This window comes from Klebsiella sp. K-Nf6 (genome assembly GCF_002806655.1).
Classification (GTDB): Bacteria; Pseudomonadota; Gammaproteobacteria; order Enterobacterales; family Enterobacteriaceae; genus Klebsiella; species Klebsiella variicola.
In genome coordinates this window covers 49,140-73,900 of the sequence record NZ_PIBN01000017.1, presented here as the reverse complement: position 1 = coordinate 73,900, position 24,761 = coordinate 49,140, and the positions used below count along the sequence as shown (strand labels likewise).

The 24,761-nt window shown below is 55.4% G+C and carries 28 protein-coding genes and 3 tRNA genes; 18 read left to right on the top strand and 13 right to left on the bottom strand.

Features of this window, described 5'->3' with window-relative positions:
- Positions 1-211 precede the first annotated feature (211 nt).
- The 5 genes from CWM61_RS23000 to CWM61_RS22980 form a co-directional block, all read right to left on the bottom strand.
- Positions 212-706 carry a DUF2501 domain-containing protein gene (locus tag CWM61_RS23000; protein WP_100631982.1) on the bottom strand — a complete coding sequence of 165 codons (495 nt, stop codon included), beginning with the start codon at positions 704-706 and terminating at the stop codon, positions 212-214.
- Positions 707-771: 65 nt separating this feature from the next.
- Positions 772-1,509 (bottom strand): DNA replication protein DnaC, encoded by a 738-nt coding sequence (dnaC, locus tag CWM61_RS22995; protein ID WP_008807545.1) that lies wholly within the window; start codon positions 1,507-1,509, stop codon positions 772-774.
- A gap of 2 nt (positions 1,510-1,511) precedes the next feature.
- Positions 1,512-2,051 (bottom strand): primosomal protein DnaT, encoded by a 540-nt coding sequence (gene dnaT / locus CWM61_RS22990; RefSeq protein WP_074387134.1) that lies wholly within the window; start codon positions 2,049-2,051, stop codon positions 1,512-1,514.
- A 102-nt stretch (positions 2,052-2,153) separates the two neighbouring features.
- Positions 2,154-2,627, bottom strand: coding sequence for a threonine/serine exporter (locus CWM61_RS22985; protein WP_074387133.1), 474 nt, complete (start codon positions 2,625-2,627; stop codon positions 2,154-2,156).
- Positions 2,618-3,394 carry a threonine/serine ThrE exporter family protein gene (locus CWM61_RS22980; RefSeq protein WP_100631981.1) on the bottom strand — a complete coding sequence of 259 codons (777 nt, stop codon included), beginning with the start codon at positions 3,392-3,394 and terminating at the stop codon, positions 2,618-2,620. The genes CWM61_RS22985 and CWM61_RS22980 overlap by 10 nt, the downstream gene beginning before the upstream one ends.
- A 281-nt stretch (positions 3,395-3,675) precedes the next feature.
- On the opposite strand from CWM61_RS22980, the gene pobA reads away from it, so the two are divergent.
- From pobA to bglJ, 4 genes are all read left to right on the top strand, one after another.
- A complete protein-coding gene (gene pobA / locus CWM61_RS22975; protein WP_074387132.1) occupies positions 3,676-4,860 on the top strand; it encodes a 4-hydroxybenzoate 3-monooxygenase in 1,185 nt (394 codons plus the stop codon).
- Positions 4,861-4,876: 16 nt separating this feature from the next.
- On the top strand, positions 4,877-5,758 hold the full coding sequence (locus tag CWM61_RS22970; RefSeq protein WP_061155855.1) for a helix-turn-helix domain-containing protein: 882 nt from the start codon (positions 4,877-4,879) through the stop codon (positions 5,756-5,758).
- A 264-nt stretch (positions 5,759-6,022) separates the two neighbouring features.
- Positions 6,023-6,745 carry a helix-turn-helix transcriptional regulator gene (locus CWM61_RS22965; RefSeq protein WP_008807539.1) on the top strand — a complete coding sequence of 241 codons (723 nt, stop codon included), beginning with the start codon at positions 6,023-6,025 and terminating at the stop codon, positions 6,743-6,745.
- Entirely contained in the window at positions 6,706-7,380 is a 675-nt protein-coding gene (gene bglJ, locus CWM61_RS22960; RefSeq protein ID WP_077268428.1) for a DNA-binding transcriptional activator BglJ, read from the top strand. The genes CWM61_RS22965 and bglJ overlap by 40 nt, the downstream gene beginning before the upstream one ends.
- Positions 7,381-7,385: 5 nt before the next feature.
- Here the strand turns inward: bglJ and CWM61_RS22955 are convergent, their stop codons facing one another.
- Positions 7,386-7,844, bottom strand: a complete 459-nt coding sequence (locus CWM61_RS22955) for a YbaK/EbsC family protein (RefSeq protein ID WP_004151383.1) — start codon at positions 7,842-7,844, stop codon at positions 7,386-7,388.
- A 332-nt stretch (positions 7,845-8,176) separates the two neighbouring features.
- On the opposite strand from CWM61_RS22955, the gene CWM61_RS22950 reads away from it, so the two are divergent.
- Positions 8,177-9,520: a PTS sugar transporter subunit IIC gene (locus tag CWM61_RS22950; RefSeq protein WP_061155853.1), complete on the top strand. Its 1,344-nt coding sequence runs from the start codon at positions 8,177-8,179 to the stop codon at positions 9,518-9,520.
- A gap of 47 nt (positions 9,521-9,567) precedes the next feature.
- Here the strand turns inward: CWM61_RS22950 and fhuF are convergent, their stop codons facing one another.
- The 3 genes from fhuF to CWM61_RS29460 all read right to left on the bottom strand — a co-directional run bounded on the left by fhuF (position 9,568) and on the right by CWM61_RS29460 (position 11,675).
- Positions 9,568-10,356, bottom strand: coding sequence for a siderophore-iron reductase FhuF (gene fhuF / locus CWM61_RS22945; RefSeq protein WP_100631980.1), 789 nt, complete (start codon positions 10,354-10,356; stop codon positions 9,568-9,570).
- 111 nt (positions 10,357-10,467) lie between these two features.
- Positions 10,468-11,514 carry a GGDEF domain-containing protein gene (locus CWM61_RS22940; protein ID WP_061155851.1) on the bottom strand — a complete coding sequence of 349 codons (1,047 nt, stop codon included), beginning with the start codon at positions 11,512-11,514 and terminating at the stop codon, positions 10,468-10,470.
- 23 nt (positions 11,515-11,537) lie between these two features.
- Positions 11,538-11,675, bottom strand: a complete 138-nt coding sequence (locus tag CWM61_RS29460) for a hypothetical protein (RefSeq protein WP_226682212.1) — start codon at positions 11,673-11,675, stop codon at positions 11,538-11,540.
- A gap of 102 nt (positions 11,676-11,777) precedes the next feature.
- Here CWM61_RS29460 and CWM61_RS22930 point away from each other — a divergent pair, with 102 nt between their 5' ends.
- Entirely contained in the window at positions 11,778-12,017 is a 240-nt protein-coding gene (locus tag CWM61_RS22930) for a DUF1435 domain-containing protein (RefSeq protein WP_100632003.1), read from the top strand.
- Between the two features lie 21 nt (positions 12,018-12,038).
- Here CWM61_RS22930 and CWM61_RS22925 read toward each other — a convergent pair.
- From CWM61_RS22925 to rsmC, 4 genes are all read right to left on the bottom strand, one after another.
- A tRNA-Leu gene (locus CWM61_RS22925) sits at positions 12,039-12,125 on the bottom strand.
- Between the two features lie 31 nt (positions 12,126-12,156).
- Positions 12,157-12,243: transfer RNA gene (locus CWM61_RS22920), tRNA-Leu, on the bottom strand.
- A 31-nt stretch (positions 12,244-12,274) separates the two neighbouring features.
- A tRNA-Leu gene (locus CWM61_RS22915) sits at positions 12,275-12,361 on the bottom strand.
- Between the two features lie 170 nt (positions 12,362-12,531).
- Complete coding sequence (gene rsmC, locus CWM61_RS22910; protein WP_074387122.1) at positions 12,532-13,560, bottom strand: 16S rRNA (guanine(1207)-N(2))-methyltransferase RsmC; 1,029 nt, start codon at positions 13,558-13,560, stop codon at positions 12,532-12,534.
- 102 nt (positions 13,561-13,662) lie between these two features.
- On the opposite strand from rsmC, the gene CWM61_RS22905 reads away from it, so the two are divergent.
- From CWM61_RS22905 to deoD, 12 genes are all read left to right on the top strand, one after another.
- Positions 13,663-14,076, top strand: a complete 414-nt coding sequence (locus tag CWM61_RS22905; RefSeq protein WP_100631979.1) for a DNA polymerase III subunit psi — start codon at positions 13,663-13,665, stop codon at positions 14,074-14,076.
- The gene (gene rimI / locus CWM61_RS22900; RefSeq protein WP_074387120.1) at positions 14,045-14,491 is read left to right on the top strand and encodes a ribosomal protein S18-alanine N-acetyltransferase; all 447 of its coding nucleotides are present in this window, start codon (positions 14,045-14,047) and stop codon (positions 14,489-14,491) included. The genes CWM61_RS22905 and rimI overlap by 32 nt, the downstream gene beginning before the upstream one ends.
- A 14-nt stretch (positions 14,492-14,505) precedes the next feature.
- Positions 14,506-15,183, top strand: a complete 678-nt coding sequence (yjjG, locus tag CWM61_RS22895; protein ID WP_061155848.1) for a pyrimidine 5'-nucleotidase — start codon at positions 14,506-14,508, stop codon at positions 15,181-15,183.
- Between the two features lie 90 nt (positions 15,184-15,273).
- Entirely contained in the window at positions 15,274-16,863 is a 1,590-nt protein-coding gene (gene prfC, locus CWM61_RS22890; RefSeq protein ID WP_074387119.1) for a peptide chain release factor 3, read from the top strand.
- A 219-nt stretch (positions 16,864-17,082) separates the two neighbouring features.
- Positions 17,083-17,703, top strand: a complete 621-nt coding sequence (gene osmY, locus CWM61_RS22885; protein ID WP_048267429.1) for a molecular chaperone OsmY — start codon at positions 17,083-17,085, stop codon at positions 17,701-17,703.
- A gap of 129 nt (positions 17,704-17,832) precedes the next feature.
- Entirely contained in the window at positions 17,833-17,994 is a 162-nt protein-coding gene (locus tag CWM61_RS22880; protein WP_002887716.1) for a DUF1328 domain-containing protein, read from the top strand.
- Positions 17,995-18,147: 153 nt separating this feature from the next.
- Complete coding sequence (locus tag CWM61_RS22875; RefSeq protein WP_074387118.1) at positions 18,148-19,221, top strand: patatin family protein; 1,074 nt, start codon at positions 18,148-18,150, stop codon at positions 19,219-19,221.
- Positions 19,218-20,003 (top strand): TatD family hydrolase, encoded by a 786-nt coding sequence (locus CWM61_RS22870; RefSeq protein WP_074387117.1) that lies wholly within the window; start codon positions 19,218-19,220, stop codon positions 20,001-20,003. The genes CWM61_RS22875 and CWM61_RS22870 overlap by 4 nt, the downstream gene beginning before the upstream one ends.
- A gap of 415 nt (positions 20,004-20,418) precedes the next feature.
- Positions 20,419-21,198, top strand: a complete 780-nt coding sequence (gene deoC, locus CWM61_RS22865; RefSeq protein ID WP_015368381.1) for a deoxyribose-phosphate aldolase — start codon at positions 20,419-20,421, stop codon at positions 21,196-21,198.
- A gap of 113 nt (positions 21,199-21,311) precedes the next feature.
- Positions 21,312-22,634 carry a thymidine phosphorylase gene (deoA, locus tag CWM61_RS22860; RefSeq protein ID WP_074387116.1) on the top strand — a complete coding sequence of 441 codons (1,323 nt, stop codon included), beginning with the start codon at positions 21,312-21,314 and terminating at the stop codon, positions 22,632-22,634.
- Positions 22,635-22,686: 52 nt separating this feature from the next.
- Positions 22,687-23,910 (top strand): phosphopentomutase, encoded by a 1,224-nt coding sequence (deoB, locus tag CWM61_RS22855; protein ID WP_012542922.1) that lies wholly within the window; start codon positions 22,687-22,689, stop codon positions 23,908-23,910.
- Positions 23,911-24,012: 102 nt separating this feature from the next.
- The gene (gene deoD / locus CWM61_RS22850; protein ID WP_002887789.1) at positions 24,013-24,732 is read left to right on the top strand and encodes a purine-nucleoside phosphorylase; all 720 of its coding nucleotides are present in this window, start codon (positions 24,013-24,015) and stop codon (positions 24,730-24,732) included.
- The last annotated feature ends 29 nt before the right edge of the window (positions 24,733-24,761 follow it).

Sequence of the window (24,761 nt, the reverse complement as noted above, 5' to 3'; positions counted from 1 at the left end):
CTTTTCACGCCACACTGTAATTGCAGCGCCATCTTGCTGCAATTCTAGCGTCATGAAACTGTGCAGTTATTCAGAATTGGTTTAGATGTTGCCTTTTTTGATCGGTGTCGCATCGGGTATGGCGGGGAAGCGGAGAGGGAAAAGGGTAAAAAAACCGTTTCAGGCCGCGCTGCCGTCGCGAAGGCGACAAACGCGGCATTAGCAGTACGTATCAGGAGAGGAAGTTAACGCCCTGTTTTAAGACCAGATCGCAGGCTTTGGTTTTCACCTGCTTCGCCAGCGAGCTGTTGCCAAGCGTATTCAGGTCCAGCTGCTGGCCGTTATTACTGTTGAGCAAGCCCTGCAGGCCATCGAGATAGTTGGTGTCTTGTTTCTGTTTTTCCGGCGTGCTGAGTCCCAGTTTATCCAGCACCTGGTTTTTGACGTTATCGGCGCTGGTCACGGAGGCCAGTTTCTGTTGCGCGCAATATGACAGGATCCCGGCCGCATTATTCATGCTGCTGGCGGTCAGAGACTGGTTGCTGCCGCTGAACAGGCTGGTTAGCGAGGAGACGGACATGCCGCCGCCGCCGGCCTGGGTGCTGCTGCCGCTAAGCTGGCTGGCGGCGCTGTTAAGAGAATCCTGCCAGGAGGCAGCATGGGCGCCGGCGAGGGTGAATGCACTGATGGCAAGCGCGGCAAGTAAGCCATTTTTAAACGATTTCATAGACGGACTCATAAGCGTGACTGAATAATCGCTTTAGTATAACGCCGTCGTCGTCCGGAAATCTCTTAATACTCCTTGCCAGTGACGCGGTGCCGGTAACTTTCCCAGTTGAAGATAACCCACAGGCTGTTCCCCAGTCGCATACGGTCCATTACCCGCTCGCCGAGCAGCTTGTTCATCTCTTCCATATTGCTGTTGGTGAGCATCCCGGTAGGCCGTTTGGATGAAGAACGACGGTCAACTATCTGATTGATAATGACCTTCTCATAGCGAGACTCCGTCTGCATACCAATTTCATCAATCACTAACAGGTCGACTTTGCTGAGGTCGCTCAGTAACTGTTCTTCGCTCGTTTCCCGGTTGCCAAAGGTATCTTTCATCGCCGACATAATATCGGCCACGGTGATGATTAAGACCGACTTCCCGCGCAGCAGCAGCTCGTTGCAGATGGCTGCCGCCAGGTGATTTTTGCCGGTCCCCGGTTTACCGGAGAAGATAAAGCTGGCGATATTGCCATCGAACTCTTCCACATACTGACGTGCGCGGGCGAGGGCGTTCATCTGTCCTTCGCACTCGACGCGGTAGTTATCAAAGGAACAGTTCTGATGCAGCGGGCGGATCCCTGAGCGGTTGAAGGTACGCTGCATTTTCATCGCGCGGTTCTCCCGCTCCAGCGCTTCGGAACGCAGCCGGCCTTGCTCTTTTTGCCAGGCCAACAGCTCTTCGCCGGTTTTAAACGCCGGTTCGATATGGGCCGGCATCATTTTCTGCAGACGCTTCATCAGGTCGCCCACGTTTTTCATGCTCATCCTCGGAAACCTCGCGGAATATGACTGTCGGGTTCGCTCACGCTGTTCACATCGCGCTTCGGCTGTCCGCCGTTGCTGGCGCGGCTGATTTGCACGCTGCGCGCCAGCTTCTGCTGCCACTGCACGTGGTGAAACACTTTACCTTCCGCCTGCCAGTAAGCGACGAAGGCGGCCAGCTCTTCCGGCGTGACTGGCTGGCTCAGGGCAATGCCCCACAGCGCGGCCAGGCGCTGAAAATCGGCGTCCGGCTGCCAGTCCGCGTACATGGCAAATTTGCCCATAGGCACCGCAACCGGCGCCGCGGCGGGCTCCTCGAAAAACTGCGGGTCAAGCGCGATGTCGCTGCCGGGGCGCGCCAGCCTGGCTTCCAGCTCCAGCAACTGCGCCAGCCGCGCTGGCGTCAGCGCATAGAATGCCGGCGCGTTATTGGCAAAAACGGCAACGGTGCCGTCAGTCGATTTCGCCAGCAGCGTCGCGTGCTGCTGGAGGAACTCTTCCAGGCCGCTAAAATGGGAGGTTAAAATTCGCGAAGACATAACTCTATCTCAACTCTGAACTGCAAAGAGTGGGGTGATCTGCACATAGTAGCACAGAGCCCATCGCGGAAGGAGCGTCGCGGCTGTACCGCGACGCCGGGGTCAGACGCGAGGGCGCTTACGATACAGCCACAGACCGGGTATCGACAGGCCAATAGAAAGGGCGCCCACAATAGACGACGCCTTTAAAAAATTGCTCAGCAGCAAAATCATCATCTCTTCAGAATAGCCAAAATGGCTGATCTTTACCGCGGAGATCATCGCGGTATAGGCCGAGATACCGGGAAACATCGGGATCACGGCGGCGACGGTAAAAATCTTCGGATGCGCCAGATACCAGCGTGACCACTGAATGCCGATGCTGCCCACCAGCAGCGCGGCGAGAAAGGTGGCCCATTCAATGTTAAAACCGGCGCTCATCATGACCATGCGCGAGCCGTGGCCGATCGCCCCCAGCAGCGCGCACCAGCGCAAGGCGCGCTGGGGGACATTAAAGACCATGGCAAAACCGACGGCGGGGATAGCCGCCAGCAGCATGTCTTCCGCCAGTGTGAAAATAAACGAGATTATGCCCATCCGCGCAGCCCCCATACGGTCATCGCCATCACCACGCCAATGCAGGTGGCAAGGGTTAACAGGCTGGCGATCGCCCAGCGGGCGAGCCCCGTATTAATATGCCCTTTAAACATATCGGCGACGGCGTTGATCAAAGGAAAACCCGGAACCAGCAACAGAACGCTGGCGGCCATGGCAATGGTTGGCGTGCTGGCAAAGGCCGGGAGGCGCAGCAGCAGCCCGGAGATGGTGGTGGCGACAAAGGCGGTGATGCAGAAGTTGATCTGCGGATGCATGGACCGGTGGGTCAGCACCTGACGAATGTACATGGCTACCGTACTGGCGCAGAAGCTGACCAGCGCGCCGTCCCAGCCGCCGTTATTCAGTTTGCAGAAACAGGCGCAGGAGAGCCCCACCATGATGACCAGCAGCCAGCGCGGATAGCGCAAGGGAACGATCTGCGCAAAGCGCTTCTCGACGTCGCGATAGTCCAGCAGCTTATGTTCGGCGAGGATCACAATATGCTGCACTTCCGTCACCACATGCATATTGATGCCGCGGTCGACATTTTTCCGCGTTGAGGTGAGACATTCGCCATCTCTAATGGTGGTCAGCACAATGGCATTAGACGAGATGGCGCTTTCGACGCTGTCCATTCCCAGCGCCCGTCCGAGGCGGGTGGAAAGCTCTTCCACCAGCGCACTTTCGGCGCCGTGCTGTAACAAAAAAAGACCACACTGGATGCACAATCGTGTGATTGCCCGCTGCTGTGACCGATCAACCTGCATAATTCCTCTGCTGTCCGCGACGTCTGGTTATCTGTCGATACTTTAACCTGAAGCGCCGTAGCGGCTGAGGGGGGCGGGATCAAATAATATGCAAAAATGTCCCGGCTGGCGGGGCGGCAGAATTTGAAGCGTCCCACACTTTTGCCAGTTTGGTGAAAAGTGCAATTTTTGTCGCCATTCATCCCTTCTTTTTCCCGTCTTACTTATCAAAAATGCAGGAAAGAACTTTTATTAAACAAAAATTATACAAATAATTAACCCTGCAAGAGTGAGACAACCCTATGAAAACACAGGTCGCGATTATTGGTGCAGGCCCCTCCGGGCTGCTGCTGGGGCAGTTGCTGCACAATGCCGGGATCCATACCGTGCTCCTCGAGCGTCAAACGCCACAGTATGTGCTGGGGCGCATCCGCGCGGGAATTCTGGAAAGCGGCACCGTCGATCTGCTACGCGAAGCGGGCGTGGCGCAGCGGATGGATGCCGAAGGCCTGGTGCATCATGGGGTGGAGTTTCTGTTTGACGGCCAGCGGGTACCTGTCGCACTGAGCGAGCTGACTGACGGCAAGAGCGTGATGGTTTATGGCCAGACGGAAGTGACACGCGATCTGATGGCGGCCCGGGCCGCCAGCGGCGCGCCGATCGTCTATGGCGTGAGCGAGGTGGCTATTCATGACGCGAAAAGCGACCGACCGACGGTCACCTACCTCAGCGAAGGTGAAACCTGCCGCCTGGAGTGCGACTTTATCGCCGGTTGCGACGGTTTTCACGGGGTGTCACGGCAAAGCATTCCCGCTGACATTCTCAAAACCTACGAGAGCGTGTGGCCGTTTGGTTGGTTAGGCCTGCTGGCGGATACGCCACCGGTCAATCCGGAGCTGATTTATGCACACCATCAGCGGGGGTTTGTATTGTGTAGTCAGCGCTCACTTACGCGCAGCCGCTATTATCTACAGGTTCCGCTGAGCGATAAGGTTGAAGCCTGGTCGGACGAGCGCTTCTGGCAGGAGCTGAAATGCCGCTTGCCGGAGGACCTGGCCTCCAGGTTAGTGACTGGTCACTCACTTGAGAAGAGCATTGCCCCTCTGCGTAGTTTCGTGGTGGAGCCGATGCAGTATGGGCGGCTGTTTCTGGTGGGAGATGCCGCGCATATCGTTCCGCCAACCGGCGCCAAAGGGTTAAACCTGGCGGCATCGGACGTTAACTACCTGTGGCGGATCCTGCGCGAATACTACCATCGTGGCCGCAGCGATCTGCTGGCGACCTACTCACAACTGGCGCTGGATCGGGTGTGGAAAGGGGAACGTTTTAGCTGGTTTATGACCCGCCTGCTGCACGATTTCCCGGACCAGAACGCGTTCGACGCCAAAATGCAGGCCGCCGACCGCCGCTACTATCTTGGCTCCCGTGCCGGGCTGACCACCATCGCGGAAAACTACGTGGGCTTGCCCATGGAACGCGTTACCTGACTAAAGAGGAGTGATTATGCCGCCCATGCAAGCCGTCCCCGTATTTAAGCTGTATGGCGAAGAGCGCGGCTGGCCAACGCCGGACCTGTTGCACTGTGAGTCAATTTTGCAGCGTAGCAGTCTGTACGAGTGGCATATTCGCGTTCATCAGCATGCGGAAATGGTCCAGCTCCTGTATCTGCATCAGGGCCGGGCAGAGATCGAAATTGAAGGTACCACCGCGGTGATGACGGCGTCCTGTATCCAGGTGGTTCCCGCCCTCTGTATTCATGGGTTTCATTTTTCGCCCGGGACGCAGGGGTATGTGCTCTCTCTGGCGCTGCCGCTGCTGAGCCGGTTTGAAAATCAGTTCGGTCGGCCGCTGGATGTGCTTAGCGTACCGCAGTGCGTGCCGGTAGGCCGTTCCCGGGGGCGTATGCATACATTATTTTCCGCGCTTCGCGAGGAGTATTGCGAAGAGCATGATGCGCGGGAGATGATGCTGTACTCGCTGCTGGGGACGCTGCTGGTCTGGCTGAACCGGCAGTGCCACCCCGCACCGCCCGCGGAAGATAAAGCGGAGCGGAAGCGCAGTATGATGCGTCACTTTTCCCGGCTTATTGAGAGTCACTACCGACAGCATCTCCCGCTGGCGGAGTATGCGAAGCTGATTGGGTTGTCGGTCACGCATTTAAATTATTTATGCCGCGAGTTCTATGGCTGTAGCGCTCTGGGGGTATTGCATCAACGCCTGATGCTTGAAGCGCGACGTAATCTGCAGTACACCCGCATGACGGTAACGCAACTCTCTGATTACTTGGGTTTTAGTGATGCCGCCTATTTTTCTCGCTTTTTCCGCCGCTATAGCGGCATGTCGCCTAAAGCATTTAGGGAAACAATCAAAGATAATGCTTTATAACGTTGGTGCCTGAAATTACTTTTGCTAAATGATAGTTTTATCTTTTCTAATTTATTAGCACAGGAGCGTCTGTGCTAATATTAATCGCAAGTATACACAGTAATAATATTTACACGGTATGACCACGGTTCGGTCGTTACGTATACCGTGTACGCAGGCCATGAATATAGTTTTTATATTCATTCAAAGAATGATATGGCGGTGATGTTAAGCGTCAATTGTTTTTCGGCAGGCGAAGGAACTTCGACAGGAAGCGGAGGTGTTATGTTACCAGGACAAGGTAAGTTTGGTGTCGTTATTAGTAAAATTCCCGTCATGCAGTCAGGGTTAAAGGTTATCTTCAATGAGAATCTCCCTGACTACGAACTCAGCTTTTGTCGTTCTCATGATGAGCTCACCCTTTTGCAACTGCGGCGGGCGGTGCTGGTCGTCGCGGATATCTCCGGCGAGATTGCGCATCCCCGGGCCGTTTGCGAGCGTTATTACTCCCTGATGACTCAGTATCGCGATATTCACTGGGTTTTTATGGTCAGCGACAGCCTCTATCCATTGGCCGTTGAGCTATTAATTCGTCCTGAAAGCTCGCTGATCTCCGAGAGCGAGCCGGTTAACCGGCTGATTGAGGTGATTTGCGCCGGCAGTCGTGCTGCCGAGCAAATTAGCCGGACGTTGTTCACCGGAGACGAGGATAGTGATTTCGCAAGCTACCACTCTGCGGCGATGCTGACCCTTTCGGAACGCAAGGTCTTGCGTCTTCTGGCAAAGGGATGGGGAATTAATCAGATCGCCGCGCTGTTGAAAAAGAGTAATAAAACCATCAGTGCGCAGAAAAATAGCGCAATGCGACGCTTATCACTGCGAAGTAATGCTGAAATGTATGCCTGGATCAACAGCGTGCAGGGAATGCAAGAGCTGAATATCAATTCAGCTTACGGGGAGCAAATGGAATGGAAAAAAATAGCACAACCCGCCATGTCGCCATCGTAGAAAAATGTGTGATGACGGAAATGGCCTGGCGCTATATCTTTAGTCGTGAAGATAATAGCCGATACCATATTCATTTTTTTAAAAATGTCAGTACGCTCAGGGCAGTGGAAACATCATTTCCCTGGTCAGCAATTATCTTTTCCCTTTCGGGAAGCCGGTCTTCACGAGCTGAGAGCCTGCTTTTTGTTCATGAAATGGCGCGAGGCCGACCGGAAGTACAAACGATTATTCTCGCTAATAATGAAAGTGAAATGCACCTGATCGGCCATCTTATGCCGGCCTGCCTGCATGGCATATTGAATAAATCCGCACCGCGACGCGGATTACAGGAGAGTTTGTTACAGCTGCTGGACAATCATCATCTCAGCGGCAGCGAGCAATTTTGCGACAGAGAGGCGTGCAACGATCCGTTAAGCCCAACGGAGCACGCCATTCTTCGCTATATGTCCTGGGGATATTCACTTTCTGAAATTGCGATACAGCTGAACCGGAACATTAAAACTATCCGCGCGCATAAATTTAACGCCATGACCAAGCTCGGCGTTCGCTCAGACATTGGTTTATTAAACGCGGCGGATATCTTGCTGCATTTACCGGTGAACGGTGCGAACAACGCCGTTAAACAGGTGGCGTAACGCGGCTATAAACACACATCTACCCATGTCGCATCGGTGAGCTGCGCCATTCGTTCTGGTTCAATACGAACGGCGCTGTGAATGGCTCCCGCTGCGGGTAGCACCTCCTGATAGTGCCTGAGCGAGACGTCGCAATAGACGGCCAGCGGGTTTTCCAGACCAAAAGGGCACACGCCGCCTACCGGATGACCGGTCCAGGTCACTACCTCATCGCTGCTTAACATTCTGGCTTTCGCACCAAAGGTCTCTTTCAGCTTTTTGTTATCGAGCCGCGCATCGCCCCTGGCGACGATCAGTACAATCTTATCCTTGATCTTGAGCGACAGCGTTTTGGCGATTTGTCCCGGCTCAACATTGTGCGCGGCAGCGGCGAGCGCGACGGTAGCGGTACTCTGATTTAACTCAATAATTTCGATATCGGGGGCGTGTTCGGCAAAAAACTGCCGTACAGACTGCAGACTCATTGGATTCTCCTGATTTAAGCCTGGTTAAATCTGTCACAAGCCTGGCGGAGTGTAAATAACAGCGCGGACAATCCAGATTCTTTCTATTTTGTCGATCTCCTTCACATTCACCGTAACCGGTTACTGTAACCGGTTGCGGTTGGGCGCGTAGAGATGAATACTGGAACAGTCACTTCTCACTTTATTTATAACATAAGAGCCGTGTATGAATCGTTGCGTCATGAGCAGTATAGCCGGTAATCCATCAACGGCCTGCTGCATCAAAAACGGTCATCGTAACGGCAGGGTAATCGTTGTTGGGCCAGTATCAATAGCCTGTCAGGAGGGCTACTATGTCTGCTAACCATGCTGCGTTTAATTTGATATTTCGCTTTGTAGAAAATTACATAAGCCCCATAGCAGGGCGGATCTCATCGCAGCGTCACGTCATGGCTATCCGTGACGGTTTTATCTCAGCGATGCCATTTATGATCGTCGGATCGTTCCTGCTGGTGTTTGCTTATCCACCTTTCTCACCGGATACCACCTGGGGTTTTGCCCGCGCCTGGCTGGATCTGGCAAAAGAGTTTGAGGGACGAATTCTGACCCCCTTTGATATGACGATGGGGATCATGTCGATCTACATCTGCGCGGCGATCTCCTATAACCTCGGTAAACACTACGAGAAATCCAATCAGCTTGATCCCTTTATGTGCGCAATGTTGTCGATCATGGCCTTTTTACTGGTTGCCGCGCCGAAGACGCAGGGTACGCTACCGGTGGATAGCCTCGGCGGGACGGGGATCTTTACCGCCATTCTGGTGGCGATCTACTGCGTGGAGATGATGCGTTTTCTCAAGGCGCATAACATCGGCATTCGCTTGCCGGATCAGGTTCCGCCGATGATCAAAAACTCGTTTGATCTGTTGATCCCGGTGCTGGTGGTCGTGCTGACGCTCTATCCGCTGAGTCTGTTTATCCAGCACCATTTTGATATGCTGATCCCACAGGCCATTATGGCCATCTTCAAACCGCTGGTTTCGGCAGCCGACTCTCTACCGGCAATTCTGCTGGCGGTGCTTATTGGCCACCTGCTGTGGTTTGCCGGGATCCACGGCGCCGCGATTGTCTCCGGGATGCTGCAGATGTTCTGGCTGACCAACCTTGGTATGAACCAGCAGGCGCTGGCCCAGGGGGCACCTCTGCCGCATATCTTCATGGAGGCGTTCTGGACATTCTTCATTGTGGTTGGTGGGTCCGGGGCGACCATGGGGCTGGTGTTCTGTTATCTGCGCAGCCGCTCAGCGCATTTGCGATCCATTGGCCGTCTGAGCGTGGTGCCAAGCCTGTTTAACATTAACGAGCCGGTTATCTTTGGGACGCCTATCGTCATGAATCCGGTGTTCTTTATTCCGTTCCTGCTGGCGCCAATGGTGAACGCGGTGCTGGCCTGGGCCGCAATGAAGCTGGATCTGATTGGCCGCGTTATCTCGGTGGTACCGTGGACGGCGCCAGCACCGATTGGCGGCGCCTGGGCGCTGGGCTGGGATTTCCGGGCGGCGGTTCTGGTGATTGTTCTGGCCTGCGTGTCGGCGATTATCTACTTCCCGTTCTTTAAGGTGTATGAGAAACAACTGCTTGCTCAGGAAGCGGAAGAGGCCGAACGGGCGGAGCAGGAGAGTCAGCAAACCGCATAACTCGTGAGCGGGCGGCGGTGGCCGCCCGTTTTATGACGGGCAGGGGGTTATTTCAGCGTGCAGTCGCCGCACTGTTGGACATCCGGCAGGCGATAGCGCTGGCAGCAGGTGCGTCGGACTAACTGCCCTTCACGCAGCACCACCGTTCGCCACAGCGGGTTATCCTGACCATCGGCGAGCTGTTTTTCAAAGAAGCAGTGCTGACGCAGAGCGGCGACCTGCGCATCGCCCAGCAGCGTGCGCATTTCACCTAAATACCAGTTGATCAGATAGCCGGTATTACTCCAGATAAGTTTGCCATTGATCTCGCCCGTCGCTTCCAGCGTCTCAACCACCGGCTGCAGGGTACGAATCACAAGGGCTTCCATCCGCGCCGGCGATGAAAGCGCTGCTATCCTGGCATCGCTATGCACGTCAATCCAGAAGCAGGCAGCCCGGCCGCTCTCGTGAAATTCGACATGGAAATGTTCTGGCGCCAGGCTGAGTCCCTGCGGTTCATTAAGCAGCGCCAGCATCAGCGGCGGCACCAGCAGACCAATATACCACTGGGCCCAGAGTGAGAGCAGGGGCTTCGGTTCACGCGGCTGCGTGGGTTGATGACGGTAGATGTGATCGGACCAGGTGGCCAGCAGGGAGCGTAACGCGGTGGGTTGCGACCACTCGGCGAGCGTTAACGCATGCGGCGGGGCAGGTTCATCCAGACGCAGGAAATCCAGCAGATGAGGGCGCAGGGCAGTGATTTTTTCCCGAATACTCTCCGCCAGCGCACGTTCAGCCGTCGGGAAGGGAGCCCGCCAGATAAGTTCATCGCTAAGAGAAAGGGAGCGCCAGGCCATTTGATTTCCAGATACAAATCTAAATGATAATGATTCCCGATATTAGTTGTTTGCAGGCGGCATGGCAAGGGGTTTGTCGGCGCCGCGATACCGCGGCGCGCGAAGGTAAAGCTAACTGGCAAGAATAATATTGCGTCCTTTATTTTTGGCCTCATACAGTGCGCCGTCAGCTCGTTCCAGCGCTTGCTCAATATTGTCATCAATTAACGGCGTCAGACCAATGCTGATGGTGACGTTGGTGGCGACACTTTCATTAAACATATGCGGGATCTTCAGATCATAGACCCGCTGACGAATGCGTTCGGCAGCCTGCCAGGCGGTTTCCTCGCTGCTGTTGGTCAGCAGCACCATAAACTCTTCCCCACCAAAGCGAGCGACAATATCGCGCGAGCGCACGGCGTTGCGGATCGCGGCAGAGACGCGAATCAGCGCCTGGTCGCCCATCATATGGCCATAGTGGTCGTTATAAGCTTTAAAGTGATCGATATCGAGGAGCAGCACAAAGTGGTTGTCGCCGTCCAGCGCCAGCAGGGTGTCGAGGCGGTTCTGCAGCCCGCGGCGATTATATAAACCGGTCAGGGGGTCCAGCATACTGAGATCGTTGAGCGTGTTGCGTTCCTGCATCAGTTTATCCATTAATCCTTGTGTGAAGGCATCGTTGCGCTTCTGGATAATATTTTGCAGGGTAATACCGGCAATAGGCAGCACAAAACAGTAGGTCATGCGCAACCATTGTTCCCCCTCTGACATTATCAGGCAGACAAGGAAAGTCGGTAAAGAGTGAAGGGTAAAGGCAGTGATATTATTGGAAAAAGCGATGGTGCCGATAAACAGAATGCTTAATAGGGCGATCACCAGATAGTTAAAATGTGGCGGTGTCAATAGCATCGCTTTTGCCACCACGTGCCATGCCCAGAGCATACCAAATAACAATGAGATAGCCGGAATATTTATTTTCGCTTGCGGCCATTTCCAGTGCCAGAGCAGCAACAGCCCGCTGCAGGCCACGATCAGGGCACAGGGCAGCGTAAAACGAACTACCGTAAATAGTGGGCTGACCAGCGACAGAGTGGAGGAAATGAAATTAAGCAGTAAAAAAAGCCGTAAAGAATATTGATATTTTTGTGCGTAGTGTGCTCGCCAGGTTTGTGCAGTCATATCGGAAGAATCATTATTAGTCGTTAAATTTCAAAATGATGAAAGCCAAAAATGAAGAGTCTGATAACAATGTGCAAAAAAAGGTTATTTGCAAAATAAGCAAAATATTTAATATATATCGGTAATCCGCTTAATTTATCACCTTCATGAATGTATGTCATTACCGCGAACGTAAAGAATAAGCTGCGGGCGCAGGGTAAATGACAAATGATAAAAATTATCATATGATATTGGTTATCATTATCGATATGAGAGGTGAAGCCATGTTGCAGCGAGCATTAGGGAGTGGTTGGGGGGTGGTGGTTCCCGGCGGGCTGATTGCCGCTCTCGGGTATGCCGGGGTATCGGCCGATGTGTGGCGAACGCTGGTCGCGGTGGGCATGCTGATGTCCGCGGCGATGATATGGCATCGCCAACTGCGCCATTTTATCCTGTTGCCATCTTGCGTTGCATTGATTGGTGGAATAATGCTGATGATTCTGGATGTCAAACTGAGGGGATAATGCCAGAAGAGAGAAGAATATTGGTGCGAGGGGGGGGACTTGAACCCCCACGTCCGTAAGGACACTAACACCTGAAGCTAGCGCGTCTACCAATTCCGCCACCTTCGCACAGTATTCTTTCTTTAGGATATTGCCTCGTTGGTGCGAGGGGGGGGACTTGAACCCCCACGTCCGTAAGGACACTAACACCTGAAGCTAGCGCGTCTACCAATTCCGCCACCTTCGCACAGTATTTTTTTTTTAGGATATTGCCTCGTTGGTGCGAGGGGGGGGACTTGAACCCCCACGTCCGTAAGGACACTAACACCTGAAGCTAGCGCGTCTACCAATTCCGCCACCTTCGCATACCATCGACACTATGAAAGTATCGTTACCACGGAGGCGCATTCTAGTGGTTTTCGGCGGCACGTCAATAGTTAATTATGCAGGTTGTATCGATTGCTGCAAAAATGGGCGGGTTTGCCTGGAGGAAGCGCCAGCGGTACCCGAATGGGTCGCTGGCGCGAGAAGGCGATTATTTTTTCGCCTGGCGGGTCATGATGGTGCGATAGACCTTAAAGCGTCCTGTCTGGGCGATCACCTCATGGAAGCCGAACATCTCATCCAGCACCTGGGGATATGGCAGGAAGGCGTTAGCGACAATGCGCAGTTCGCCGCCGCTGTTCAGATGGCGAACTGCGCCGCGGATCAGCGCCTGGGCCGCTTCGAGGCTGGTCTGCAGTCCGTCATGGAATGGCGGGTTGGAGATAATCATATCGAACCGGCCATTGACCTCGGAGAAGACGTTGCTGGCAAACACATCGCCTGCAAAACCATTAGCGGCAAGTGTCGCGCGGCTGGCTTCAACTGCCGGGGCGCTGACGTCGCACAGGGTCAGACGCACCTTCGGCGAATGGCTGGCCAACACCGCGGCCAGTACGCCAGCGCCGCAGCCGACGTCCAGCACTTTCCCTTTGGTATGCGGCTCGAGAGTGGACAGCAGCAGCTGACTGCCGACGTCCAGACCGTCGCGACTAAACACGCCAGGCAGCGTTTTAATTGTCAGATTATCCAGCGCATACTCGCCCCAGAATGCTTCGGCGTCGAAGGTTGGCTGCTTTTCCAGACGGCCATGATAGAGACCACAGCGACGGGCGCTGTCGATTTTATTCAGCGGGGCATACTCGGCCAGCATTTGCTCTGCGCTGCGAACGCCGCTACGGTTTTCCCCAACGACGAAAATATCGATTCCCACTGGCAGCAGAGAGAGCAGGTTCATCAGCTGGAACTGCGCCTCGGGTTTGTTCTTCGGCCAGTAGTAGATCAGGGTGTCGCAATCGGCGACGTCGGTGGCCTCGGCCACTAAGCTAAAACGGACGTTGTCACCCATCTGACGGTTCAGGACCTGCCAGTGGTGGAACTGTTGGGTATGAGCGCGGCTGGCCGCGGTATCCAGACGCGCAGGCAGGTCATCCTGCAGGTCACCGGCAAACAGAACGCGGGCGGACTCGAAATCATCACTGTGGCGCAGCAAGACTTCACTTGCCGGGGTAAAAGCGGACATGAAACACTCCTTCATTAAGACTGGCGCCGATTATAGTAGTTTGTTGGCGCAGATACGACGGATTTGCTATATTGCGCGCTTGTTTACCAGGAGTGTTTCGCTATGACATCCCGACGAGACTGGCAATTACAGCAGCTGGGCATTACCCAGTGGGCGCTGCGCCGACCGGGGGCGTTGCAGGGCGAAATCGCTATCTCGCTTCCTGAACATATTCGTCTGGTGATGGTGGCAGAAACCCCGCCGTCGCTGACAGAGCCGCTGATTGGCGACATATTACGCGCGCTGGCCGTGACGCCAGATCAGGTCCTGCAGCTTACCCCCGAGCGGGTGGCGATGCTGCCGCAAGACAGCCGTTGCAACAGCTGGCGGTTGGGCACAGAGGCGTCGCTGCCGCTGGCGGGCGCCCAGGTGTCCACCCCCGCTTTTGATGAACTTCAGACCAGCGCGCCCGCTCGCAGGACGCTCTGGCAACAAATCTGCGCACATGAACACGATTTCTACCCTCAGCACGGCTGATTTATCCCACGCCTGGCAAATCGAAAAACGCGCCCACGCTTTCCCGTGGAGCGAACAGACCTTTGCCAGCAATCAGGGTGAACGTTATCTGAATTACCAACTGGCAGTGGATGGGGAAATGGCGGCGTTCGCCATTACTCAGATAGTCCTCGATGAAGCGACGCTGTTTAACATCGCGGTCGACCCGGCATACCAGCGCCGTGGCCTGGGACGGGAACTGCTGGAACATGTTATTGATGAAGTTGAAAAACGCGGCGTCGTCACGCTGTGGCTGGAGGTGCGCGCTTCCAACGCTGCCGCCATTGCGCTCTATGAAAGCGTGGGCTTTAACGAAGCGACCATCCGCCGCAACTACTATCCGACGGTCGACGGGCGCGAAGACGCCATTATTATGGCTCTGCCAATCAGTATGTAAGACAAGGTGATACGATGAAATGGGACTGGATTTTCTTTGATGCCGATGAAACGTTGTTTTCGTTTGATTCTTTCAGCGGCTTACAGCGGATGTTTCTCGACTACAGCGTGACATTTACCGCCGAAGATTTTCAGGACTATCAGGCCGTGAATAAGCCGCTGTGGGTGGATTATCAAAACGGCGTCATCACCTCGCTGCAGCTGCAGCACCAGCGCTTTGACAGCTGGGCGGAACGTTTGAACGTTAAGCCGGGTGAGCTCAACGACGCGTTTATGAATGCGATGGCGGAAATCTGTGCCCCGCTGCCGGGGGCGGTCTCGCTGCTCAACGCGCTGCAGGGCAAGGTCAGGATGGGCATCATCACCAACGGTTTTACCTCGCTGCAGCAGACTCGTCTGGAACGCACAGGTTTACGCGATCACTTTGATTTACTGATTATTTCTGAAGAAGTCGGCGTCGCCAAGCCGGATGCGCGCATCTTCGATTACGCGCTGGCGCAGGCGGGTAACCCGTCGCGCGACAGGGTATTGATGGTCGGCGATACCGCCGAGTCGGATATCCGCGGCGGCGTCAATGCCGGACTGGCCACCTGCTGGTTGAATGCGCATCAGCAAACGCTGCCGGCAGACCTGCGGCCCGACTGGACGGTGACCTCGTTAAGCGAACTGGAGCAGCTCCTGTGTAAACACTGATTGCCTCCCCCCCATTGATGGGTAAAATAGCCGCAATTTTTCGTATTCCACATGCGCAGCCCGTTGCTGCGTTTACTTAGAAGATTAATTATGACGTTGTCTCCTTATCTGCAAGAGGTGGCCAAACGCCGCACTTTTGCCATTATTTCTCACCCGGATGCCGGTAAGACCACCATCACCGAAAAGGTGCTGCTGTTCGGACAGGCGATTCAGACCGCCGGTACCGTAAAAGGCCGTGGCTCCAGCCAGCATGCAAAGTCCGACTGGATGGAGATGGAAAAGCAGCGTGGGATCTCAATCACCACCTCGGTGATGCAGTTCCCGTATCACGACTGCCTGGTGAACCTGCTGGATACGCCGGGGCACGAAGACTTCTCCGAAGATACCTACCGTACTCTGACGGCGGTTGACTGCTGTCTGATGGTGATCGACGCGGCGAAAGGCGTTGAAGACCGGACCCGTAAGCTGATGGAAGTTACCCGTCTGCGCGACACGCCGATCCTCACCTTTATGAACAAACTCGACCGTGATATCCGCGATCCGATGGAGTTGCTGGATGAAGTTGAGAATGAGCTGAAAATCGGCTGCGCGCCGATTACCTGGCCTATCGGCTGCGGCAAGCTGTTCAAAGGCGTTTATCATCTCTACAAAGACGAAACCTACCTGTATCAGACCGGTAAAGGCCACACCATTCAGGAAGTGCGCATCGTGAAAGGGCTCAACAACCCGGAACTCGACGCGGCGGTGGGGGAAGACCTGGCGCAGCAGTTGCGCGACGAGCTGGAGTTGGTGCAGGGCGCGTCAAACGAGTTCGATAAAGATCTGTTCCTGGCGGGCGAAATCACCCCGGTGTTCTTCGGGACCGCGTTAGGTAACTTCGGCGTTGACCATATGCTGGATGGCCTGGTGGAGTGGGCGCCGGCGCCGATGCCGCGTAACACCGATACGCGTGAAGTGACGGCCGCAGAAGAGAAATTCACCGGTTTCGTGTTTAAAATTCAGGCCAACATGGACCCGAAACACCGCGACCGCGTGGCCTTTATGCGTGTGGTGTCCGGCAAATATGAGAAAGGCATGAAGCTGCGTCAGGTGCGTATTGGCAAGGATGTGGTGATTTCCGACGCACTGACCTTTATGGCTGGCGACCGTTCTCACGTTGAAGAAGCGTATCCGGGCGATATCATCGGCCTGCATAACCACGGCACCATTCAGATTGGCGATACCTTCACCCAGGGCGAGATGATGAAGTTCACCGGTATTCCGAACTTCGCACCGGAACTGTTCCGTCGTATTCGCCTGAAGGATCCGCTGAAGCAGAAACAGCTGCTGAAAGGGCTGGTTCAGCTCTCTGAAGAGGGTGCGGTACAGGTCTTCCGTCCGATCGCCAATAACGATCTGATCGTCGGCGCCGTTGGTGTGCTGCAGTTTGACGTGGTGGTAGCGCGTCTGAAAAGCGAATACAACGTGGAAGCGATTTACGAATCGGTCAACGTGGCCACCGCGCGCTGGGTTGAATCCACGGATGTGAAGAAATTCGAAGAGTTTAAACGTAAAAACGAAGTTCAGCTGGCGCTGGATGGCGGCGATAACCTGACCTATATCGCCCCGACGATGGTCAACCTGAACCTGACGCAGGAGCGTTATCCTGACGTGGTGTTCCGCAAAACGCGCGAACACTAATCCCTGATGAAGCGCGGCATAGCCCGCGCTTTTTTCTTCCCAGGCCCGCGTTTCCCTCCTTCTGGAAAGTTCTTAAAACACCGCTAATTCGTCTGTTTTTTGTCCATATCATCCGCAACCCCTTCGTCTGTCTACTATATTTAATTCGTGATTTTAAAAATGCTGGCGTAATTCACTGCTTTCAAACGCCAGCGCTGGTGAAAAAACGAGGACATCACGATGACCAGACTAAAGAATGCCAATATGTTGCTGGCGCTCTTCTTAGGCTTAGCCGCGTTGAACGCCTCGGCAGAGACGGAAAAAACAACGGTAGACAGTGCGAAGTCGGCTGCCAGCAATGCGGGAGAGGCGGTAGACAATTCGATTAACAAAGTCGGCGATTTTATGGATGACAGCACCATTACCGCGCGGGTAAAAGCGGCGCTGATCGACCATAAAGATATTAACTCCGGCGATATCTCGGTGAAAACGGAAAACAAAGTGGTCACCCTCAGTGGCAACGTCAACAGCGCTGAGCAGAAAAGCCAGGCACTGAGCGTAGCGAAAGGGGTCGAAGGCGTCTCTCGCGTCGACGATAAGCTGAAGGTCCATCACACCTCATCGAGTGAGACAGCGACGCTGAAAGGGTATGCCGGGGATACCGCCATTACCAGTGAAGTGAAAGCCAAGCTGCTGGCGGATGATATTGTTCCTTCACGCAATGTGAAAGTTGAAACCAACGCCGGCGCGGTGCATCTGACCGGTACGGTGGCTTCCGCGGCGCAGGCGGAGCGTGCGGCAGAGATTGCGAAAGCGGTCTCCGGCGTGAAAAGTGTCCGCAACGATCTTAGCGTTAAGTAAATCGAGTTATTAACAAAAGTGTTGTCTGGCCAAGGTTGCCGAACGAATAGCAGCATCCACTGAGCGATGAGCTATACAGAAAGGGTGCGAAAACCGCTGTTCACCGTCCATTATGGTAAGGAGAAAAGTATGTTTCGATGGGGAATTATTTTTCTGGTCATTGCATTAATTGCTGCGGCCCTGGGCTTTGGTGGTCTGGCGGGTACTGCCGCTGGCGCCGCGAAAATCGTCTTTGTCGTCGGGATTATCCTGTTCCTGGTGAGCCTGTTTACAGGACGCAGACGTCCTTAGGCGGCCCACAATCCGGGCGATGCTGAAGCCTGAGCGTTTTTACTGACACGTCATCTTACACAAAGCCAGTCCTCCGGACTGGCTTTCGCGGTTTAAGCGACAGACAAATTGCGTTACTTTGTCAGGAGAAGACCAATCGAACAGGAAAGCAGGGTGGGGCAACGCATTCCCGTCACGCTGGGCAATATCGCCCCGCTGGCGGTTAAACCCTTTCGACCGGGCAAGCTGGCGCTGGTGTGCGAAGGGGGTGGTCAACGAGGGATTTTCACCGCCGGGGTGCTGGACGAATTCATGCGCGCCGGATTTAACCCCTTCGACATAATGCTGGGCACCTCCGCCGGCGCGCAAAATCTCTCTGCCTATATGTGTAATCAACAAGGGTATGCCCGTAAAGTCATTACCCGCTACACCACCTCACGCCAGTTTTTCGATCCGATGCGCTTTGTCCGCGGCGGCAACCTTATCGACCTCGACTGGCTGGTGGAGGCCACCTCACAGCAAATGCCGCTGGCCATGAACTACGCCGAAGCGCAGTTCGCGTTGGGGAAAGAGCTGTGGATGTGTGCCTGCCGCGGTGACGATTACTCTGCCAGCTATTTTTCGCCGACGCCGCAAACATGGCTGGACCTGATCCGCGCCTCCAGCGCCATCCCCGGCTTTTATCGCAGCGGCGTGTTGCTTGACGGCGTCAGCTACCTTGACGGCGGTATTAGCGATGCCGTCCCGGTGCAGGAGGCGGCCCGCCGTGGTGCGCAGACCATCGTGGTGATCCGTACCGTCCCCTCGCAGATGTTTTATACCCCGCAGTGGTTTAAGCGGATGGAGCGCTGGCTGGGGGAGAGCAGCCTACAGCCGCTGGTCAATCTGGTGCACCACCACGAAAACACTTACCGCGCTATCCAGCAGTTCATCGAGAAGCCGCCCGGTAAGCTGCGGATCTTCGAAATCTACCCGCAGCGGCCATTGCGCAGTATGGCACTTGGCAGTCGGCTGCCGGCGCTGCTGGAGGACTACAAAACCGGCCGTCAGTGTGGCCGCTATTTCCTGGCGACGGTAGGTAAACTGCTGGCTGATCGGCCGCCGCTGCTGCGCCATGCGCCGCGTATTGCCCGGCCTGCGCCGGTGGTGGTGCCGCCCGTACCGGTGGCCAATGAAGCGCCTCAGGCGACCATCATTCCTGCACCGCAGGCGAATGACGCCAGCTTTGATCATGAGGATCTGGCATGAGCCACCGTTTTATCGATACCCACTGCCACTTTGATTTTCCTCCCTTCGCCGAGGATGAAACCGCCAGCCTGGCGCGAGCGGCGCAGGCTGGTGTCGGGCAGATCATTGTCCCGGCTATCTCCGCTGCGCGTTTTAACCGGGTGCTGGCGCTGGCGGCGCAGCATGAGGCGCTGTACGCCGCGCTGGGCATGCATCCGATCGTCATTGAGCAGCATGCCGATGAGGGGCTGGCGCAGCTGGAGAAGTGTCTGTCCCTGCGCCCGCCAAAACTGGTGGCGGTGGGGGAGATTGGCCTCGATCTCTATCGCGACGATCCGCAGTTTGACCGTCAGCAAGCGCTGCTGGAGGAGCAACTGAGGCTGGCGAAGCGTTACGATCTGCCGGTTATCCTCCACTCCCGACGCACCCACGATAAGCTGGCGATGCTGCTGAAAAAACATGCCCTGCCGCGCACCGGCGTGGTACATGGCTTCGCCGGCAGCCTGCAGCAGGCCGAGCGCTTCGTTCAGCTCGGCTATAAGATTGGCGTTGGCGGCACCATTACCTATCCGCGCGCCAGCAAAACCCGTGAAGTGATGGCGCGTCTGCCACTTTCCGCGCTGCTGCTGGAGACCGATGCGCCGGATATGCCGCTGAATGGTTTTCAGGGCCAGCCGAACCGCCCTGAACAGGTGGCGCGCGTATTTGACGCGCTATGTGAACTGCGCGCGGAACCCGCACCGACGATTGAAGCCGCGATGATGGCGAATACAAAAAGCCTCTTTTCCGCGCTGACGGCCTAAGTTCCTCCTTTTCCGTCCGAGGCGAAGCAGGCTTCGGGTTGCGCCTGTTGTGATAATTCCATCATTTTTTATCCATCTAAAATTCTTTATATCTCAACAATAAAGTGTTTTTTATGGCGACGGCATGCACAAATTGTGCGCCGTGGCGTCGAGAAACTTCAGTGGAATATGTTAGAATAATAACATCATCACTCACTGCGCTTTGCCGGTTATGCTTAAACAGGACGTAAAGGTAAGCGTCGCGATAACTGATGATTAATTGTGACTTATATCACATTACAGTAATGCAAATTAGTAAGTGGTTTTCATTAACTGTGATGAATGTCGAAGTGTGGTGGCGAGTGGATGTTACAATAGTAACAGACTCGCAAGGTGAACAAACTATTGATCCGGCCTGACGCCGGCGGAGTATGAAATGACTGATTTAAAAGCAAGCAGCCTGCGCGCGTTAAAACTGATGGATCTGACCACTCTGAATGACGACGACACCAATGAGAAAGTCATTGCCCTGTGTCATCAGGCGAAAACCCCGGTGGGTAACACTGCGGCGGTGTGCATCTACCCGCGCTTCATCCCGATTGCCCGTAAAACGCTGAATGAGCAAGGGACGCCGGATATTCGCATCGCTACGGTCACCAACTTCCCACACGGTAATGACGATATCGACATTGCGCTGGCGGAAACCCGCGCAGCGATCGCTTACGGTGCCGATGAAGTGGACGTGGTCTTCCCGTACCGCGCGCTGATCGCCGGCAACGAGCAGGTTGGTTTCGACCTGGTGAAAGCCTGTAAAGAGGCTTGTGCGGCGGCCAACGTGCTGCTGAAAGTGATCATCGAAACCGGTGAGCTGAAAGAAGAAGCGCTGATCCGCAAAGCGTCTGAAATCTCTATCAAGGCAGGCGCTGACTTTATCAAAACTTCGACCGGTAAAGTGCCGGTGAATGCGACGCCGGAAAGTGCGCGCATCATGATGGAAGTGATCCGCGATATGGGCGTTGAGAAAACCGTTGGCTTCAAGCCTGCCGGCGGCGTACGCAGCGCGGAAGATGCGCAGCAGTTCCTGGCGATCGCAGATGAACTGTTCGGTGCCGACTGGGCCGATTCTCGTCACTATCGTTTTGGCGCATCCAGCCTGCTGGCTAGCCTGCTGAAAGCGCTCGGCCACGGCGACGGCAAGAGCGCCAGCAGCTACTAATCCCTTGATTTGCCGGATGGCGCTGCGCTTATCCGGCCTACGAATGGATGCCTGTAGGCCGGATAAGGCGTTCGAGCCATCATCCGGCAATTTATTCTCTTTGGGAGGTTACCGTGTTTCTCGCACAAGAAATTATTCGTAAAAAACGTGATGGTCATGCATTAAGCGATGAAGAGATCCGCTTTTTCATCAACGGCATCCGCGACAATACTATCTCAGAAGGACAGATCGCCGCGCTGGCGATGACCATTTTCTTCCACGATATGTCTATGCCGGAGCGTGTTTCGCTGACCATGGCGATGCGGGATTCCGGCACCGTTCTCAACTGGAAAAGCCTTAACCTCAACGGCCCGATCGTCGATAAACATTCCACCGGCGGCGTGGGTGACGTGACCTCGCTGATGCTGGGACCAATGGTGGCCGCCTGCGGCGGTTATGTACCGATGATCTCCGGGCGTGGTCTCGGCCATACCGGCGGTACGCTGGATAAACTGGAAGCGATCCCGGGCTTCGATATCTTCCCGGACGACAACCGCTTCCGCGAGATTATTAAAGATGTCGGCGTGGCGATTATCGGGCAGACCAGCTCGCTTGCTCCGGCCGACAAACGTTTCTACGCCACCCGCGATATTACCGCGACGGTGGACTCCATCCCGTTGATTACCGCCTCGATTCTGGCCAAGAAACTGGCGGAAGGGCTGGACGCGCTGGTGATGGACGTCAAAGTCGGCAGTGGTGCCTTTATGCCGACTTATGAACTCTCTGCCGCGCTGGCCGAAGCGATCGTGGGTGTTGCCAACGGCGCTGGCGTGCGTACCACAGCGCTGCTGACCGATATGAATCAGGTGCTGGCATCCAGCGCCGGCAACGCCGTTGAAGTTCGCGAAGCGGTGCAGTTCCTGACCGGCGAATATCGCAACCCACGCCTGTTCGACGTGACGATGGCGCTGTGTGTGGAAATGCTGATCTCCGGCAAGCTGGCGGCGGATGACGCCGAGGCGCGCGCGAAGCTGCAGGCGGTGCTGGATAACGGTAAAGCGGCGGAAGTCTTTGGCCGCATGGTCGCGGCGCAGAAAGGGCCGACCGACTTTGTCGAGAATTATGATCATTATCTGCCGACGGCGATGCTGAGCAAAGCGGTCTATGCTGATACCGAAGGTTTTATTAGCGCGATGGATACTCGCGCGCTGGGAATGGCAGTGGTTTCTATGGGTGGCGGCCGCCGCCAGGCATCAGACACCATTGACTATAGCGTTGGCTTTACCGATATGGCGCGTCTGGGTGACCGCGTCGACGGACAGCGTCCGCTGGCGGTGATCCATGCCAAAGACGAGAACAGCTGGCAGGAGGCCGCGAAAGCGGTCAACGCGGCCATTAAACTGGACGATAAAGCCCCGGAAATTACACCGACAGTCTATCGCCGCATCACTGAATAGCGATATACTGATCTGATCGCTTTTTTGCAGCGCAAGATGTATGGAGAACAAGATGAAACGTGCATTTATCATGGTGCTGGACTCCTTTGGGATTGGTGCAACGGAAGACGCTGACCGCTTTGGCGACGTCGGCGCCGATACGATGGGCCACATTGCGGAAGCCTGCGCCAAAGGCGAGGCTGACAATGGCCGCAAAGGCCCGCTGAATTTACCGAATCTGACCCGTCTGGGTCTGGTGAAAGCGCATGAAGGTTCTACCGGTAAAATTGCCGCCGGAATGGATGGCAATGCCGAAGTGATTGGTGCCTATGCCTGGGCGCATGAACTCTCTTCTGGTAAAGATACGCCGTCCGGTCACTGGGAAATCGCCGGTGTGCCGGTGCTGTTTGACTGGGGCTACTTCAGCGATCATGAAAACAGCTTCCCGCAGGAGCTGCTGGATAAGCTGGTGAAGCGTGCGAACCTGCCGGGCTACCTCGGCAACTGCCACTCTTCCGGGACGGTGATCCTCGATCAACTGGGCGAAGAGCACATGAAAACCGGGAAACCGATTTTCTATACCTCTGCTGACTCGGTGTTCCAGATCGCCTGTCACGAAGAGACCTTTGGCCTCGACAAGCTGTATGAGCTGTGCGAAATCGCCCGCGAAGAGCTGACCGAAGGCGGCTACAACATTGGCCGCGTCATCGCCCGTCCGTTTATCGGCGATAAAGCCGGTAACTTCCAGCGTACCGGCAACCGTCACGACCTGGCGGTCGAGCCGCCGGCGCCGACCGTGCTGCAGAAGCTGGTTGACGAGAAAAACGGCCACGTGGTGTCCGTCGGTAAAATCGCCGACATCTACGCCAACTGCGGCATCACTAAGAAAGTGAAAGCCACCGGACTGGACGCGCTGTTCGACGCGACCATCAAAGAGATGAAGGAAGCCGGCGACGAGACCATCGTCTTCACTAACTTCGTCGACTTTGACTCCTCCTGGGGCCACCGTCGCGATGTCGCCGGCTACGCAGCGGGTCTGGAGCTGTTCGACCGCCGTCTGCCGGAGCTGATGGAGCTGGTAGGGGAAGACGACATTCTGATCCTCACCGCCGACCACGGCTGCGACCCGACCTGGACCGGTACCGACCACACTCGCGAGCATATCCCGGTGCTGGTGTACGGCCCGAAAGTCAAACCGGGTTCGCTCGGTCACCGTGAAACCTTCGCGGACATCGGCCAGACTATTGCGAAATACTTTGGTACGTCTGACATGGAATATGGCAAAGCCATGTTCTGAGGTCATTGCCCGGTGGCGCACAGCGATCCGGGTCTACGATTTGTAGGCCGGGTAAGGCGTAGCCGCCACCCGGCAAAAACAACAATATAAAAGGAACTGAAGATGGCAACTCCTCACATTAACGCAGAAATGGGCGATTTCGCTGACGTAGTTTTGATGCCGGGCGACCCGCTGCGCGCGAAGCACATTGCAGAAACCTTCCTTGAAGACGTGCGTGAAGTGAACAACGTACGCGGCATGCTGGGCTTCACCGGCACCTATAAAGGCCGCAAAATCTCCGTGATGGGCCATGGGATGGGTATCCCGTCCTGCTCAATCTACACCAAAGAGCTGATCACCGATTTCGGCGTGAAGAAAATCATCCGCGTCGGATCCTGCGGCGCGGTGCGTGAAGATGTCAAACTGCGTGACGTGGTGATCGGCATGGGCGCGTGCACCGACTCTAAAGTGAACCGTCTGCGTTTCAAAGACCACGACTTCGCGGCGATTGCCGATTTCGGCATGGTGCGTAACGCGGTAGACGCGGCGAAAGCGCTGGGCGTTGACGCGCGCGTGGGCAACATCTTCTCCGCTGACCTGTTCTATACGCCGGACCCGTCCATGTTTGACGTGATGGAAAAATACGGCATCCTGGGCGTGGAAATGGAAGCGGCCGGGATCTATGGCGTCGCGGCGGAGTTCGGCGCGAAAGCGCTGACCATCTGTACCGTTTCCGACCACATCCGTACTCACGAGCAGACCACTGCCGCTGAGCGTCAGACGACCTTCAACGATATGATCAAAATCGCGCTGGAATCGGTACTGCTGGGCGATAAAGAATAAAACCTGTTGTGCCGGGTGGCGGCTTCACC

What these genes read in the sequence shown, in the direction of transcription:
- CWM61_RS22965 (WP_008807539.1), top strand. Translation starts at nt 6,023, where the DNA reads ATGTTACCAGGACAAGGTAAGTTTGGTGTCGTTATTAGTAAAATTCCC.
- rimI (WP_074387120.1), top strand. Translation starts at nt 14,045, where the DNA reads ATGAACACGATTTCTACCCTCAGCACGGCTGATTTATCCCACGCCTGG.
- bglJ (WP_077268428.1), top strand. Translation starts at nt 6,706, where the DNA reads ATGGAAAAAAATAGCACAACCCGCCATGTCGCCATCGTAGAAAAATGT.
- CWM61_RS22985 (WP_074387133.1), bottom strand. Translation starts at nt 2,627, where the DNA reads ATGGGCATAATCTCGTTTATTTTCACACTGGCGGAAGACATGCTGCTG.
- dnaT (WP_074387134.1), bottom strand. Translation starts at nt 2,051, where the DNA reads ATGTCTTCGCGAATTTTAACCTCCCATTTTAGCGGCCTGGAAGAGTTC.
- CWM61_RS23000 (WP_100631982.1), bottom strand. Translation starts at nt 706, where the DNA reads ATGAAATCGTTTAAAAATGGCTTACTTGCCGCGCTTGCCATCAGTGCA.
- deoB (WP_012542922.1), top strand. Translation starts at nt 22,687, where the DNA reads ATGAAACGTGCATTTATCATGGTGCTGGACTCCTTTGGGATTGGTGCA.
- rsmC (WP_074387122.1), bottom strand. Translation starts at nt 13,560, where the DNA reads ATGTCCGCTTTTACCCCGGCAAGTGAAGTCTTGCTGCGCCACAGTGAT.
- CWM61_RS22940 (WP_061155851.1), bottom strand. Translation starts at nt 11,514, where the DNA reads ATGACTGCACAAACCTGGCGAGCACACTACGCACAAAAATATCAATAT.
- CWM61_RS22905 (WP_100631979.1), top strand. Translation starts at nt 13,663, where the DNA reads ATGACATCCCGACGAGACTGGCAATTACAGCAGCTGGGCATTACCCAG.
- deoD (WP_002887789.1), top strand. Translation starts at nt 24,013, where the DNA reads ATGGCAACTCCTCACATTAACGCAGAAATGGGCGATTTCGCTGACGTA.
- CWM61_RS29460 (WP_226682212.1), bottom strand. Translation starts at nt 11,675, where the DNA reads ATGACATACATTCATGAAGGTGATAAATTAAGCGGATTACCGATATAT.
- dnaC (WP_008807545.1), bottom strand. Translation starts at nt 1,509, where the DNA reads ATGAAAAACGTGGGCGACCTGATGAAGCGTCTGCAGAAAATGATGCCG.
- fhuF (WP_100631980.1), bottom strand. Translation starts at nt 10,356, where the DNA reads ATGGCCTGGCGCTCCCTTTCTCTTAGCGATGAACTTATCTGGCGGGCT.
- deoC (WP_015368381.1), top strand. Translation starts at nt 20,419, where the DNA reads ATGACTGATTTAAAAGCAAGCAGCCTGCGCGCGTTAAAACTGATGGAT.
- osmY (WP_048267429.1), top strand. Translation starts at nt 17,083, where the DNA reads ATGACCAGACTAAAGAATGCCAATATGTTGCTGGCGCTCTTCTTAGGC.
- CWM61_RS22950 (WP_061155853.1), top strand. Translation starts at nt 8,177, where the DNA reads ATGTCTGCTAACCATGCTGCGTTTAATTTGATATTTCGCTTTGTAGAA.
- yjjG (WP_061155848.1), top strand. Translation starts at nt 14,506, where the DNA reads ATGAAATGGGACTGGATTTTCTTTGATGCCGATGAAACGTTGTTTTCG.
- CWM61_RS22880 (WP_002887716.1), top strand. Translation starts at nt 17,833, where the DNA reads ATGTTTCGATGGGGAATTATTTTTCTGGTCATTGCATTAATTGCTGCG.
- CWM61_RS22970 (WP_061155855.1), top strand. Translation starts at nt 4,877, where the DNA reads ATGCCGCCCATGCAAGCCGTCCCCGTATTTAAGCTGTATGGCGAAGAG.
- CWM61_RS22955 (WP_004151383.1), bottom strand. Translation starts at nt 7,844, where the DNA reads ATGAGTCTGCAGTCTGTACGGCAGTTTTTTGCCGAACACGCCCCCGAT.
- prfC (WP_074387119.1), top strand. Translation starts at nt 15,274, where the DNA reads ATGACGTTGTCTCCTTATCTGCAAGAGGTGGCCAAACGCCGCACTTTT.
- pobA (WP_074387132.1), top strand. Translation starts at nt 3,676, where the DNA reads ATGAAAACACAGGTCGCGATTATTGGTGCAGGCCCCTCCGGGCTGCTG.
- CWM61_RS22930 (WP_100632003.1), top strand. Translation starts at nt 11,778, where the DNA reads ATGTTGCAGCGAGCATTAGGGAGTGGTTGGGGGGTGGTGGTTCCCGGC.
- CWM61_RS22870 (WP_074387117.1), top strand. Translation starts at nt 19,218, where the DNA reads ATGAGCCACCGTTTTATCGATACCCACTGCCACTTTGATTTTCCTCCC.
- CWM61_RS22980 (WP_100631981.1), bottom strand. Translation starts at nt 3,394, where the DNA reads ATGCAGGTTGATCGGTCACAGCAGCGGGCAATCACACGATTGTGCATC.